Below are 14,887 nucleotides of genomic sequence, written 5' to 3' on the forward strand. Positions count from 1 at the left end.
GTGGTTAAAATTAGTTCAAATCTAGTTTTTTTGCGATAATAACCTTCATAATTTCATTTGTACCAGCATAAATGGCCGCTATCGGGATATCTCGATATCTTCTTGCGATTTCATAGTCTTCCATATAACCGTATCCACCAAACAATTGGATACATTGGGAAGCAACTCTTTTGGCCATCTCGGTATTCCACCATTTAGCCATCGAGACTTCTTTTACTATATCCTTTTTATGGATATGTTCAGATACTAATCGGTCTACGAAGGTACGACCCAGTTCAATTTCTGTGGCCATTTCAGCCAATTTAAACTGAGTATTTTGAAAATCCATGATTCGCTTTTTGAAAGCATGCCGCTCTTTTGTGTATTGAATAGTTAGTTCAAACATTCTTTCGGCAGCGATCTGTGCCGCTAAGGCTACTACTAATCGCTCCTGCTGAAGCTTTTCCATCATGTAGTAAAAGCCCTTTCCCTCTTCTCCAAGTAAATTTTCTATTGGAACCTTTACATCCTCAAAAATCAGCTCTCCTGTATCCTGACTATGGAGGCCAATTTTATCTAATTTTTTCCCTCTCTTAAATCCTTCCGCATTCCCTTCTACTAAAAGCAGACTTATTCCTTTATGAGTTTTTTCATTCATATCTGTTTTACATGCGAGAAGGATTAAATCTGCTTGGATTCCATTTGTTATAAACGTTTTTTGGCCATTTACATTGTAGTGGTTTCTATCCTTTACAGCCGTCGTTTTAATATTAGCTAAATCTGATCCTGCACCTGGTTCAGTCATTGCTATAGCTGTTATAATTTCCCCGCTTATACAGCCAGGGAGCCATTTAGCTTTTTGTTCTTCAGTCCCAAAGGTATGAATATAAGGAACTACAATTTCATTATGATTGGAAACCCCAATTAGGCTAGCTCCGACTCTCTCAAGCTCTTCTATTAGAATAGCTGAATAGCCGAAATCAGTATTTAATCCTCCATATTTTTCATCTATAAAGGGACAGAGAAATCCTTGTTGACCCATCTTCCTCCAAAAAGCTCTGGGTATCATTCGATTCTTTTCCCATTCATCATAAAATGGATAGGCTTCTTTTTCTAAAAACCTTCTTAGCGCTTTGCGAAAAATTTGATGTTCTTCCTTCCGATAAGTCATTTATCTCCCTACTTTTCATTTGGATATTTGTTATTTCAAACTATAGTGTGGGTAAACATGGGGGGATTTTAATGAATTGTGCAAATCTTAAACGATATTTGGGTATCCAAATCCAAGTTGCTCCCGAAGCTCCTTAATTACTTCTCCATGAGTACATCCTGCTTCAATAGCAGAAATGGTCTCTTCGAAAATATTTAGGGAATTATCTTTTGTCGCCTCTCCAAGCCTTGCAAGAGCTTGTTCAACCCTATGCTGGTCTCGATTCTTTTTATATTTTTCTAATCTTCGTAAATGATTATCGACAAGTTCTGGTGCCACTCTTGTTACTGGTGGCCTTTTGTCATGACTTTCATCAATTTGATATTTATTTACACCAACAATGATCTTTTCTTTTCGATCAACCGCTCTTTGATATCTATCAGCCGATTCTCCAATTTCTTTTTGAACGAAGCCATTTCGAACGGCCTCCATCATACCGCCCATTTTATCGATTTTGTTGATGTACTCCCAGGCCTTTTCTTCCATATCATCTGTTAATTTCTCCACGTAATACGAACCACCTAGAGGATCAATTACGTCAGCAATGCCAGATTCCTCAGCCAAAATATTTTGTGTGTTGATCGCGATCCTAGCTGCTTCCTCGATTGGGGTACCTAATGCTTCATCATATGAATCGGTATGAAGGGACTGAGCCCCTCCTAAAATTCCGGCCATCGCTTGAACGGTGATCCTAACTATGTTATTTAATGGTTGCTGTCTTGTTAATTCTGCACCAGATGTTTGACCATGAAATTTAAATCTCATCGATCTTTGATCAACGGCGCCAAACCGTTCCTTTAATAGTTTTGCCCAAATTCTTCTGCCTGCCCGAAATTTCGCTATTTCTTCAAATAGACTGATACTAATATCGTAAAAGAACGTAAAACGTGGGGCAAAGGAGTCAATTGGCAAGCCTCTTTTTAATGTTTCTTCAATATAAGTAATACCACTTGAAATCGTAAAGGCTAATGCTTGAACCGGGGTGGCACCAGCCTGCTGCATATGCTGTCCCACAATACTGACAGGGTTCCAATTTGGCAGGTGTTTGTTTGTATATTCGATATGATCTAGTAAAACTTTTAAACTCCCATCAAGTGAAAGACGATAGAACATGTGATTAGCGACATAATGGGAGATAAAATCAGATTGATTGCTCGTTCCTGTTATTTTCGAGAAGGGGATTCCTCTTCGCTTCGCAATGACTAACAGCATTGCCAGGCCGGTAAAACCGATTGGATCATTAAGTCCAATACTGATTTGATCAATTGGAATTTGATCAAATGCAATTTCCATATCTTCAATTGTGTTGATTGGTGTTCCGCATGTACCGACAAGAAGGGGATCAACCATATCAGCATCATATCCGCGGTAAAAGCTATTACAAAAGATTAAGCTAACTGCATTTGATCCTGCCTTAATCATTTCTCTTTGACGTTCATTAAATCTTTCAGGTGTATCCAGACCAATTAATTGTCTCCGACTCCATCCTCTCCCTCGGTACATGGTTGGATAGATGCCCCTTGTGTAGGGATAAAGACCAGGGGAGGACAAACTCTGCTTCTGAAAATCTTGAGCGGTATACAATGGCTTTACAGGTATACCTGATAAATTGTATTTGAGATCTTCTTCTGATGAAACACCTCTTACTCTTTCATAATCATCTTTCCATTTTTGATATTGATTTATTTTTTCCATTGTCTTCACCTCATTTCATTCTTGTTTTCCATGAGTCGTTCTACACTTTCTATAATAGAATCTAATGATTCTCCTGGATGAAAAATTTTTGCCACGCCAGCAGTTAGCAGAATTTCTTCATCTTCTTTTGGAATGATTCCACCTACGATAACTTTTTTATCATCCAGCTCTTCTTCTACAAGGGCGTTCATTAGCTTTGGTATTATCAGATGATCATAGGCTAATGAACTAATAGCAATAATATCCACGTCTTCTTGAAGGGAAATTGAAACGACATCTTCAATTCTTTGCCAAGGACTCGTGTAAATCACCTCCATCCCAGCCTCCCGAAAGGCACTTGCTACTACTCTTGCCCCTCGGTCGTGTCCATCTAAACCAATCTTTGTCACCAAGACTTTAATAGGTCTATTCATTTTCCACTCTCCTTTAAAGTTAAACTCAATTTTTTTCTCCTAAACCTTGAGTTGTAAAATAGCGTGCAAATATGCTTTCAGCCGCTTTTTCAGGATTTGTTTTTTTCTTTTTCACCTCATTTACCACTTTTATCCATTCGATGCTATTTATTATCGATTCATCCATATAACACAGAATTTTTTCCTTTAAGCTTTCAAATAATTTATATTGTGCATGCTTCATTTCAATTTCATAACGTTCACCTGTTAGGTTAATCGTTTGCCATCGGTCTTCAATGTTACTCACAAGATTGTCTATTCCACTTTCCTTTACAGCGGATGTAAGTAACACAGGTACTTGTTTTCTATTAATCACTGATTCTGTGTGAATCATTTGATTGATGTGCTTAGCGGTCATGTCGGCACCTGGTAAATCCGACTTATTTACTACAAACACATCCGCTATTTCCATGATTCCTGCTTTTTGGGCTTGAATTTCATCTCCTAATCCAGGGGCAACTACCACTATGGTTGTGTGGGCTAAGTTCATGATTTCAATTTCCGTCTGACCTGATCCAACTGTTTCAATTAAAATGCAATCATATCCAAACCCGTCCATTAAGGTAATGATATTTCTAACCGATTTTGCCAATCCACCCACTTCACCCCTTGAAGCGAGACTCCTTACAAAAATATCATTGGATTTTTGCACACTAGACATACGTATGCGATCTCCGAGGATGGCACCCTTGGAAAACGGACTACTAGGATCAATCGCTAAAACTGCTACCATTTTCCCTTTTTTCTGTAAAGAGGTTGCTATCTTATCTACCAAAGAGCTTTTTCCAGTTCCAGGTGAGCCAGTAATCCCGATTATATGAGAGTTACCAGTAAAGGAATACAATTTTGAAACTAAATCGATATAGTGTTCTTCTTGGTTCTCCACAATCGTAATCGCTCTGGCTAAATCTCTTATGCTCTGTGATTTAATGTTACTCACCATATGATCAATATCTATGTTTCTTATTTTCATAACCCCTTTCTACTGAGATATTCCAAATTTAATGTATCCGCTTACAAAACTATTTAATTCCTATTAATTTCTACTAATTAAGCATGCAATGGCCGGCCCTCCCCCTGCACACAAAGTAGCAATTCCTATTTTTTTATCTTGCCGTCTTAATTCTGTTAAAATTGTTCCTACTAATCTTGCACCTGTATTCCCAGGTGGGTGACCTAGTGCAATGGCTCCTCCATTTACATTAACTACTTCCTTTGGAAATTCTAGGTCTTTTATACAGGCAAGTGCCTGAGCACCAAAAGCCTCATTAATTTCTAAGAAATCTATTCCACTTATAGAAATTTCATTTCTTTTTAATAATTTTCTAATGGCTGGGACAGGGCCATAGCCCATAATTTCCGGTGCTACGCCAACTGATACAACGTCTCTAATAATCCCTAAAATATTTAAGCCTTTAGACTCAGCATATTTTTTCTCCATTAGAACAAGAGCGCAACCACCATCACTTAATGGAGGTGAATTTCCGGCGGTAGAAATTCCTTCCACATCAAAGGCTGGTTGTAATTTACTTAGCCTGTCTATTGTAGTGTTTGGTCGGGGGCATTCGTCTGTGGTAATGATTTCTTCACCTTTTCTACTTTTTATAACAACTGGAACAATTTCTTCTTCAAAGCGACCTTTTTCAATTGCACGAGCTGCTTTTTGTTGACTTTCATATGCAAAAGCATCTACTTCTTCTCTTGTTAATTTGGCATTCCGAGCAACTGTTTCAGCAGTATTTCCCATATGAATTCCAATAAAAGCATCGTCTAAACCATCATAATAAAGGCTATCCTCCATTGTCTTTGGGCCCCGTTTATGTCCCCACCTTCCTGATAAATCAAGGTAAGGTACATTACTCATGCTTTCAAAGCCCCCAGCCACTACAACCTTTACTTTTCCTAATCTAATTTGGTCAGCGCCTATATCAATTGCCCGAATTCCTGATGAACACTGTTGATTGATGGTCATAGCTGGTGCATCAACTGTAACACCTGCTTGTATCGCAGCTTGACGTGCAGGATTTCCTTTTAATCCAGCTTGCCAAACTACCCCCATTATTACTTCATCAATTTCATCTCCAGATAGATTTGCTTTCTTTAGAGCACCAGAAATTGCAATAGACCCTAATTCAACAGCTGAAATATTTTTAAATATACCACCATATCTCCCAATTGGAGTTCGTGCAAAAGATACAACAGCCACTTCCACCATACTTGTCGACCTCCATATTATTTTTTGAATCATGAGTATTTATTTAAATCTATATTCACTTTTTAAAGAAATAAACCATTTTTTTGTACACTATCGCGAAAATCATCCACGTTACAAATTTGGAAGGTACCGAAACCAGGCGGTAATGGATAAGCGATTAGTTGATGAATTAGGTTTAAAAGGGGCGTGTATAAAGCTATCAATATTTAGCTAATAAATATGACATTTGCAGAGAAACTGTTAGAGATTATCTACGATGAAATACTATGCTTGGCTTTTGCTGTTTTTTCGATAAAGGCAATATTCGTGAATGTGTATTTTTAGCGAGTTCTGCAGTGACGGACTTCCTACCTTTCCTTTTACTTTGTTCAGCTAAAAAAAAAGCCTCCTTTGCATGATTTGGGTATTCCATACATGCAAAGAGGCTCCATATAGCATTTCATCATGACTTTCTCTAGGTTGTTCCTTCAAAACTTCAAAAACGGTCAGGGAATAGCTGGATTTCTCTGGAGGCTGAAATTGTAATGCATTCCAATCATATTTTTGACTGCCAAGCAATGAATACACACACTGTACTTGTCTTCCGTTAAATCCATGCTCAATAGCATAATACAAACCAATTAACGAAAATGAGATAGTAATTTTTTTCATTTCATTGCCTGTATGTTAAGCGGAGGAAGTATCAATTGCATGCTGATGGATAAAATGAATACCTTGTTTTCCATTTGTATAACTGCTTAATTCAGCATATTTTTGATAGCACTCAGATGACGCATTGTATCTGGAGTGCTTTTCAAAATGTTGATTAAATTTCAGCCCACAACCTGGACATTCAATTACTATCACTTCTTTATCCAATCATTTCATCTCGTAGATTCCTTCCTCGTCCGCCGATTATAATCCCTTTCAATTCCTTCTTTCCAGCTTCGATCAATCTTTTTACCACCTCGAAGGTTAATCACGGCTTCATTTACAGCATCATAATTTAATTGTGTCCCTATATGATCGGCATGGTATTCAACTGCGAAATCCTCATCGATTCCAAATTGTGCTGCAGTTGAGATGGCATCGATATTGGCTCCAAGGAATAAGAACTCCCAGCCATATTTTTCTTTTTGATGCTGAACCATTTTTTTGATTTTTTCCATTGTATATTCACGGCTGGCATTTTCCATCCCATCAGTGGTAATGATGAATAGTACCTTATCAGCACGTTCATCCTCACTTGTTTTCCTTTGTACATTCACTATTTTTTGCATGGTAAAACCGATGGCATCTAATAACGCTGTACTGCCCCCTACTTTATAATCTTCTTCAGTAATGGGAGAAATGCCTTTCACATTTATTCTGTCGTGTAATAATTCGTAATGGTGATTAAATAATACGGTAGTAACAAAAGCTTCTCCTTCAGCTTTTTGTTGTTTCATAAGCATTGCATTATATCCGCCAATTGTATCTGCTTCAAGCCCTGCCATCGAACCACTTTTATCTAAAATAAACACTAATTCTGTTAAATTCTTTTTCATTATCGTCATCCTCCGTTATTTTGATAAACTTAGGATAACAATAATCCGATCTGAAATGGTCGCTTTGAAAGCGACATTTCAAGCACCGAGTAATGTCTGGTCAAAAGCAAATAAGGCTTCATTGATTTCATGAATATTGTAATTCTCTTGTTGAATAAAGAACTCAATGATAACATCAAATTTACTGCTTCGTGACAAGGTATAACCGGCAGTAGTTAGCAGCTCTATCGTTTCCGGTAAATTTAATTTTAATGCGATAGCAAAGGCTATTGCGGTTTTCTTCTTTGGGGTATAATCAACTCCATTACGAATTTTGGAGAATAATCGACGGTCAATATTCGCCCTGTTATACGTCTCAACATCCGTCAATCCTTTTTCATCAATTAAACGAAGCAGCCGCTCGGAAAAAGATTCATCGAGTTGGTTCAACAGGTTTACTAAAGAATCGTTTGCTTCTTCATAAACATCCTGCCTAAGAATTTCGGCTTCTCGCAAATGTTCCATTAAATATCGTTCTTCTTGATTGCGAATAAATGTACTTTCTACTTCTTCAACATAATGCTCATCAATATATTGATGAATGGATGTAAATAACTTCTTGCTTAAACCGAAAGATTTTTTATCAAAAACAACTAGATAAACGAGCATGTCATGATTTAATAAAAAGGTGCTGATGGTGGAAATTGCAATTTGTAATGCTTCCTCTTTTGGATAACCATATATCCCAGTCGAAATCAACGGAAATGCAATGGATTCACATTGATGATTTTTTGCTAGTTTCAAAGAGTTATTGTAAGATGCCATTAACAAAGCAGCTTCTTGAATTGAACCACCTTGCCAAACAGGTCCTGGTGTATGAATGATAAATTTTGCATCCAGCTTAAACCCATCAGTAATAACCGCTTCTCCAACCTTGCACTCACCGATTTGATCGCATGCTTCTTGCAGCTCACGGGCACCCGCCGCCTGAAAAATAGCACCACAAACACCTCCACCCATTTTCAGTGAAGTATTCGCAGCATTCACAATCGCGTCTACGTTCATTTTTGTAATATCATGGCGAACAATTTCTAATGGCATTATATCTTCCCCTACCCTACATTTTTACTATACTTTCAATATAGCTAATTAAGGAAATTTTAAAAAGAGGGAGGGAAAATGAAAACCCTAATAATCCTTAATAAAAGTGCCTGACCACCGGTGTTTCGCGATACCACTCCTTTTTTTGTACTATTGTCTCAACTTAACTCCTTTCCTAATGTATCTCTTGCTTTTTTATTTTCTATCCTCTGTAAAACACCAATTGGAATATACGTGATGCCAAAGACAATCAATGCTGCAATCTCAAGATTTATATAATACATGATCCCGCTTCCGAAAAATGTTAGGATCGTTTTGGCCTCAGTTGGGCTCGCTAAATAGAAAAAGTTCGTGCCAATCAGCTGATTCAAAATATAAATAGGTACGGCTATAATATTAACGGTTACAAAGCAAAATAAAATGGCTTTTCTGGGAATACTGTATCCTTCATAAAAGATAAAATACAATACTGCTAACGGAAGTAATGAATGGTGAAGAAAATATTCGATAAACCGAAAATGAGGAAACGTGTAGACCATTTCTGGTGTAACCATCGCTAAAAAAGGAGGGAGAGTTCCAATAAAATAGAACAAATAAAACACCTTTTCATTCTTTTTCAAAAATAAATACATAGCTAAAAAAGTACTAAGTGAACAGAGTTGTAAAGGAAGATCGCCCACTTCCCATTGATTGGTTAGGATTAACCATAAATGCGAGGAAATTTCACATGCAGGCAAAAGGATAAACAATGTCCATTTAATAATCTGCTGGTAAATCTTACGTTTATTTCTGAAATACACTAAAATACAACATGCAGCAAAGAATACAACTAACGTACCCATATGGGCCATAGAAAACAACTCAAAACCCTGCATTCCTGTAACAGAAAACACGATGTCATCACCACCTCTCACGATACAGTGAAATGCTGTTTTTTTAATATATTCAATAACATAAAATATTGACATGATTTGTCAGGATGATGTGGAGATTTGCTTGCAACGAGCCAATACCAACAGTACCTCTTTGAATTACTGTCGCTGCCATGTTGCTAGCACTATGGGTGCCATGATCATTGTAAACCCGATAAACATTCTAATATTATAAGTTGTGGCCATTCTGTACTTTTCTTGAATAAGGCTCTTCTTATTGATATAATCGCTCAAACCAACAAAGTATGATGAATAGTGAGGAGAACTTTATGAATGATGTAATCGGAACAATCCTTAACCACCGTTCGATCCGCCATTTTGAGGACAAGCCATTGACAGAAGAGCAAATAAAGACGATTGTTTCCTGTGCACAAGCTGCTGCTACATCAAGCTTTATTCAGGCTTACTCCATTATTGGAGTTAAGGATCCTGTTAAAAAGAAGAAATTAGCCGAGCTTTCAGGAAATCAAGAGTATGTGGAAAAGAACGGCCACTTTTTTGTATTCTGTGCTGATCTTTATCGTCATTCGATTATCGGAGATATGGAAGATAAAAACATAGAAACATCACTTGAAAGTACCGAAAAATTTATGGTAGCGGTAATTGATACCGCTCTTGCTGCCCAAAATGCTGCTATTGCAGCTGAATCACTCGGTTTGGGAATCTGTTATATAGGTGGTATTCGCAACAACCTTGAAGAAGTTAAAAAAGTTTTAAATATTCCAGTGCGTGTCATCCCATTGTTTGGGCTGGCCATTGGATATCCAGCCAAAATAACCGGTCAAAAACCAAGACTGCCTTTTGAACATGTTTATCACGAAGATGGATATGAACAAAACAAAGAAGTTTATTTACAACAGCTTGATGATTATAATGAACTAATCGCAAACTATTATCAGCAAAGAACTAATGAAGTTCGAAAAGATCGGTGGACAGAACAAATTGCTGCTATGCTTGAAAAGCAGAATCGCATGTATATGAAGGACTTTATTCAAAAAAACAAACTAGATTTACGATAAAATGAAAAATGTCATCTAGTTGTAAAACAAGTACTATTGCACCTTGTGGGTTTGTCGTCTGTATACAAAATCAAAGTACTAACAAGTATTGAATATGATTTGAAGAGATGGGTGTAATGGCGAGTATATGATAACCGATACTTAGTAATTGCGATAAAGTTTCAGCACAATTGTGACGTGGCGGCTCAATCGGTGCGTGGAAACTTTTATAAAGATGAATCAACTCATTATTGTTTGTACAGTGAAGCAAGACAACATGTTTTCCTGTCCATGCTTGACCGATTATTGGTTGAGTTTGATTTTCCCTTATGTTTCTCATATTGAACACCCTCAATAATTAATACAATAGTTTATGAATAAGACCTAGTCCATTGTTCTTGAACAAAAACTAATTGGGGTAACGTCAGGAAAATGCGAATTTACAAAGTTAAGGAAATTCTAATATTAAATAGCCCAATTTCTCATTAAAATTGAGAAATTAGGCTTTTTTTATTGCTCCTTTAAAGCGCCATTTCTGGCATCTTAAAATATAGTCGAATAAGACAAGATATAAAATCTACTGTCTTTTGTTTACAAAATACCAAGTGTCCTCAATATTTTTTGAAATTATTAAATTTCAGTTTTCGATAAAAACGCATTAACTCAATCTTTTTCTCTTGCCCTCTGTGTATCTCTAATATTCTTTTGAACTGTTATAGCTGCAAATAAACTAAGAACAAATGCCATACCATAAAATCCTTTTTCGCTTAAAACAATACTTCCTGCATTGTATAAACCGATGGCCATTAATGAAATAGATACAATAAGTGCGAACCAACTAATACCATAATAAATATTAGTAACTGGTATACCCTCATCTTTATCTCTAACTGCTTTTTGTAAAGATATCGCCGAATAGAGTCCGAATACTAAAACTGCAAAGTAATATCCTTTTTCGTTCAATTGCATATTTGCGTTAAACAAACCTATAAGATAAGACGTAACACCTACTAATAGCGCTGCCCAAGAAGCCCCTATGAAGGCTAGAGTCGGTTCTCCCTCTTTCCTTTCTTCTTTCACTTTTAAATCATTTCGTTTTCCTTTATCTAATACAACTTCATTATCATTGGACATTCTATGTTTCCCCTCCATCTTTTAATCTAATAAAAATGGAGCATCAGATAAACTGTAGTGCTCCTACCTAAATCTATTATATAGAATTTTCTTACAAATAATAGATAAATTTATCTTAATTTCCACTTAGGATTTCTGAACTCACGACTTGCTTAACTAATCTCCCTTAGCGCAGCAATGCTGCCAACAGTTTTTGCATCATTTAGGAATGTGTTCTGTATCGTCCTTGGGCCGAAAAACGATACGATTTCATTCTCGAGAAAAAATAGCGAGCTGTTACCGGGGGCATCAATATGAATTTTGTTTTTCCGCCTTCATTTTTTTAAACCTTTCCTACTCCTTTACTTCAACAAGAAAAGCTATAACTCATTATTGTACTAAATTCCCAGTTAGCACAATAAAAAATAGATCGCCGAAGCAACCTCTGTTCTTCAACTCTTGCACCCGTTCGTATTTTGTGAAAAAATTCTAATTTAAATTTTTGTATTCAAATATTCCCCATGGCAACCATAAAACAGGTTCTGTACCTAATTCCTCATCGTTACTATAATCGCAAAAGCGAATGGCTTCGTCTAAGGAGGATATGAAGCAATTTTCGTTTAAAGTGAAACCAAAATGCTTTTCATAATCTTTTTCTAAGCCATTACATAAGTAGGAATGAAAGGTTCCATACTCATACCCAAGGACTTCGTACCCCAACATCCTAAAATCTTTTTCATCAACTAAGGTTTGATTTAATAATAATTTTTCGATGCCATATTGTTCTTCCATTAATTTATTCTGAGGTTTTTCATATTGTAAAAAGGCCTCGATAAAATTTTCAGGCAATCCAATTCCAATAATTTTCGCATCTGCTATATGGTTAAGAAACTTACTGAAGAATCCTTTAGCTAGTTCCACAGTTGTAAATACCTGAGGATAATAAAACTTATTAGCCTCAAACATTTCTTCTACCCATTTTTCCATCTCACTGTAGGTACTTTCAGAGATGTCCAATAACTGGACGTATTCTTGTTTTCTGCTTCTTGAAGTTCCCCATAAAGTATTTATATCAGGGTGAATGTTACAAAGACATTCACTAGCTGAATATATTTTTTCTGGAATTAAATCCTTATCCATATATTCAGGTCGCATTATACGAGAAACAATATAATATCCGCCAGAAATGTATTTCATTACCCCACCCCTTAAAACCAATTACATAATAACTATATATTTCTGTTTCCTTCTATTTTTTCCTCTATTTTACAGTTTTTATTAAACTAGCCAGTTAGCACAAGAAGAAAGCTGCCAAAAATGGCAGCTTGATCTTAAACTCAAGCACCCCTTTACTTTAATAAGATTTAAATTCAAGATTATTTCTCCCATATTTCAATCCATCTTCCTTCTGGATCAGAAATCCAAATAAATGTTCCAAACTCGCTTTTTTCAGGTTGTTTTAAAAGTGGTATTCCAATTTTATTGAAATGTTCCATCCAAGCTTCGATATTTTCCACTTGAAAATTTAGCATCACAGATTGTTCTTCTGGAAAATAATCATTACTTTCTTTAAACAAAGAAAAGATTGTTTCGTTGTCAGCATCTGGCTTGATGACAGTACCATTCCACTCTTCCATCGATATACCTAGAGTTTCTTTATACCAATTTTTTAATAAGACAACATCTTTTGTTCTCCAAAAAACCCCACCGAAACCTTTAATTTTCATAATCTAGACCTCCTATTAATATTAAATATATATAAAAGATTTTATTGTTATACGATCTGTCCTTTAGTGTAACAAGATAAAGAGCTGCCGCTATAACTTTTTGCTAAACTTAAGCACCCGTTAGCTAAGTACATTTCTTCACAAACTTTTTTAAAAATTAAGAACTGAAAAATCAGCTATTGTCTAATTAAGATATAACGCCAATTATTGCACCGCATAAAGCTTCCTGGAGGATATTCAAATTCGCATTCAGAGATAAACTGAAAGTCAAGCTTCCGACAAATTGCATTAGAAGCAGGATTATCAATCGATGGGAATGCGTGAATGTATTTACATTTGTTCTCACTAGATGCTTCTTCTATTGCTAACTTTACTGCTTTTGTAGCTATTCCTTTCCCTTGATAAGAGGGTATAACGCTCCATCCAGTTTCATATACACTTTCATTATTCCAAGTAGTTTGCCAATAACCCACAGAACCTACTGGTTCTAATTCTGGTAACAATATAATGCTGAACATACGTCCTCTATTACCAAGCTCAAGATACCGTTTATGTCGTTTCAAAATCTGCTCTTTACTCTCTGGACCTCCAAGATGCTGCATCATTTCTGGAGCGTTTATACGAAAAAGTAAATCAAGGTCATTATCCTCCCAAGGCTTTATCTGAACGATATGGTTACTTGCTTCCAAATTTTCTTCATCCCCTCAATACTTATTATTTACTCTTTCTTTACGAAAGCTAAAAATCCTCTATTTAATGATATTGTTGTTTAACTAAACTGCCACGTTAGCGCAATAAGAAAATGCTGCCTGGATGACAGCATTGATCTTCAACTCTTGCACCCGTTACTTCAATAACTATAATTGAGATCCCCAATTTATATAGAATCAATTCTCCGTTTTTCAGCCTCTATATAGTCATAAACATTCAATATTTCTTTGTCATAGTCGTTTTCGATTTCAAAATACCTAACACCTGCTTGTAAACATTGTGTTTTAAATTCTTTATGTTCTTTGATTAGTTCTTTTATCGTTCTTTCTTCCGACCAATTACGGAGTTCAACAGCATTCCTATGTTTCACTATTCTTGTTTCGAAGTTTTCTTGAATATAATTCGTCGAAAAACCTAAGAATACTGGAATAATTTTTTCTGAATAATTGATGCCAAAATCTTTCATATAGTAAGGCAATATATAGCATCCTTCAATAATGATGTGTTGTTCATTCTCGATATTTGTCATAATAATCCCTTTTAATATTGGCCAGAGTTTATCTCCAATGACTTCGGTACTATCTAGTGTGTGAATCCACAATTCTTATCTCCTCTGTACAAGCCCATTTTTATATGGTCTATAGAGAGATAAGAAATATGGTATTTTTCTAGTAACTTTTGAGCCATCAAGGTTTTACCTGTACTACTTACAGCACTTATTAAAATTACCATATATTACTCCGTTCTGTTTTATTTGCAATTTAACCGTTGATTATTACAACTAGTCGAGTAGAAAAGAACCTCTCTACCTTCCGGTAGATTGTGTTCCTCCCCCTCCCAGAACCGTGCTTGCGCTATTAACGCACACGGCTCCTCCTAGTTACCATTCACAAAACCTTGTAATCTCTTAGGATCAGATTTTACTAATTCTGCTATCCTTACTAGTTTTGTCCCCATTTATTATTCCTACCTCTGTGTGTAGTAAATGTATCCCTAGCAAGGGTGATAACTGGTAGCTAGCCTTTCCTCCATCGGCATTACCCAACTTCATTGGTACTACGCTGCTATCCGACTCCCTACACCGACATTTGGTTTCCTTACTTTTTATCGCTTGTACACCATACTCTTCAAACAAGAAAAGACCGGTAGGGTCTCCAGAGTTGCCGTATCATATCAATGTGTAACGTGCCAAGGTCTCTGACTCCAGAGAGGTTTTATCTATCTTGCCTTAAACGAAGGATAAAATGTG

Annotated in this window: 17 protein-coding genes; 1 reads left to right on the forward strand and 16 read right to left on the reverse strand. The window is 36.2% G+C overall.

Features of this window, described 5'->3' with window-relative positions; all coding sequences use genetic code 11:
* Nucleotides 1-10 precede the first annotated feature (10 nt).
* From QNH20_RS13900 to QNH20_RS13945, 10 genes are all read right to left on the reverse strand, one after another.
* On the reverse strand, nt 11-1,150 hold the full coding sequence (locus QNH20_RS13900) for an acyl-CoA dehydrogenase family protein (protein WP_283918600.1): 1,140 nt from the start codon (nt 1,148-1,150) through the stop codon (nt 11-13).
* A gap of 87 nt (nt 1,151-1,237) precedes the next feature.
* Nucleotides 1,238-2,884: an acyl-CoA mutase large subunit family protein gene (locus QNH20_RS13905; RefSeq protein WP_283918601.1), complete on the reverse strand. Its 1,647-nt coding sequence runs from the start codon at nt 2,882-2,884 to the stop codon at nt 1,238-1,240.
* 5 nt (nt 2,885-2,889) lie between these two features.
* A complete protein-coding gene (locus QNH20_RS13910; RefSeq protein WP_283918602.1) occupies nt 2,890-3,297 on the reverse strand; it encodes a cobalamin B12-binding domain-containing protein in 408 nt (135 codons plus the stop codon).
* Between the two features lie 25 nt (nt 3,298-3,322).
* Nucleotides 3,323-4,309, reverse strand: coding sequence for a methylmalonyl Co-A mutase-associated GTPase MeaB (gene meaB, locus QNH20_RS13915; protein ID WP_283918603.1), 987 nt, complete (start codon nt 4,307-4,309; stop codon nt 3,323-3,325).
* Nucleotides 4,310-4,372: 63 nt separating this feature from the next.
* Nucleotides 4,373-5,551: a thiolase family protein gene (locus tag QNH20_RS13920; protein ID WP_283918604.1), complete on the reverse strand. Its 1,179-nt coding sequence runs from the start codon at nt 5,549-5,551 to the stop codon at nt 4,373-4,375.
* 372 nt (nt 5,552-5,923) lie between these two features.
* Entirely contained in the window at nt 5,924-6,202 is a 279-nt protein-coding gene (locus tag QNH20_RS13925; protein ID WP_283918605.1) for a hypothetical protein, read from the reverse strand.
* A gap of 15 nt (nt 6,203-6,217) precedes the next feature.
* Nucleotides 6,218-6,409 carry a hypothetical protein gene (locus QNH20_RS13930; protein ID WP_283918606.1) on the reverse strand — a complete coding sequence of 64 codons (192 nt, stop codon included), beginning with the start codon at nt 6,407-6,409 and terminating at the stop codon, nt 6,218-6,220.
* A 5-nt stretch (nt 6,410-6,414) separates the two neighbouring features.
* Nucleotides 6,415-7,077: a vWA domain-containing protein gene (locus QNH20_RS13935; protein ID WP_283918607.1), complete on the reverse strand. Its 663-nt coding sequence runs from the start codon at nt 7,075-7,077 to the stop codon at nt 6,415-6,417.
* Nucleotides 7,078-7,155: 78 nt separating this feature from the next.
* Entirely contained in the window at nt 7,156-8,157 is a 1,002-nt protein-coding gene (locus QNH20_RS13940; RefSeq protein ID WP_283918608.1) for a macro domain-containing protein, read from the reverse strand.
* 158 nt (nt 8,158-8,315) lie between these two features.
* A complete protein-coding gene (locus QNH20_RS13945) occupies nt 8,316-9,050 on the reverse strand; it encodes a YwaF family protein (RefSeq protein ID WP_283918609.1) in 735 nt (244 codons plus the stop codon).
* 308 nt (nt 9,051-9,358) lie between these two features.
* Between QNH20_RS13945 and nfsA the strand changes: the two genes are divergently transcribed.
* Nucleotides 9,359-10,108: an oxygen-insensitive NADPH nitroreductase gene (gene nfsA, locus QNH20_RS13950; RefSeq protein WP_283918610.1), complete on the forward strand. Its 750-nt coding sequence runs from the start codon at nt 9,359-9,361 to the stop codon at nt 10,106-10,108.
* Nucleotides 10,109-10,178: 70 nt separating this feature from the next.
* Here the strand turns inward: nfsA and QNH20_RS13955 are convergent, their stop codons facing one another.
* The 6 genes from QNH20_RS13955 to QNH20_RS13980 form a co-directional block, all read right to left on the reverse strand.
* Nucleotides 10,179-10,427, reverse strand: a complete 249-nt coding sequence (locus QNH20_RS13955) for a hypothetical protein (protein WP_283918611.1) — start codon at nt 10,425-10,427, stop codon at nt 10,179-10,181.
* A 323-nt stretch (nt 10,428-10,750) separates the two neighbouring features.
* Nucleotides 10,751-11,221, reverse strand: coding sequence for an inner membrane protein YiaA (gene yiaA, locus QNH20_RS13960; RefSeq protein ID WP_283918612.1), 471 nt, complete (start codon nt 11,219-11,221; stop codon nt 10,751-10,753).
* Nucleotides 11,222-11,689: 468 nt separating this feature from the next.
* Nucleotides 11,690-12,397, reverse strand: a complete 708-nt coding sequence (locus tag QNH20_RS13965) for a hypothetical protein (protein ID WP_283918613.1) — start codon at nt 12,395-12,397, stop codon at nt 11,690-11,692.
* 179 nt (nt 12,398-12,576) lie between these two features.
* Nucleotides 12,577-12,927, reverse strand: a complete 351-nt coding sequence (locus tag QNH20_RS13970; RefSeq protein WP_283918614.1) for a VOC family protein — start codon at nt 12,925-12,927, stop codon at nt 12,577-12,579.
* 176 nt (nt 12,928-13,103) lie between these two features.
* Complete coding sequence (locus QNH20_RS13975) at nt 13,104-13,616, reverse strand: GNAT family N-acetyltransferase (protein ID WP_283918615.1); 513 nt, start codon at nt 13,614-13,616, stop codon at nt 13,104-13,106.
* A gap of 188 nt (nt 13,617-13,804) precedes the next feature.
* Nucleotides 13,805-14,239, reverse strand: coding sequence for a 2-phosphoglycerate kinase (locus QNH20_RS13980; protein ID WP_283918616.1), 435 nt, complete (start codon nt 14,237-14,239; stop codon nt 13,805-13,807).
* Nucleotides 14,240-14,887 lie beyond the last annotated feature (648 nt).

This window comes from Neobacillus sp. WH10 (assembly GCF_030123405.1).
Classification (GTDB): Bacteria; Bacillota; Bacilli; order Bacillales; family Cytobacillaceae; genus Neobacillus.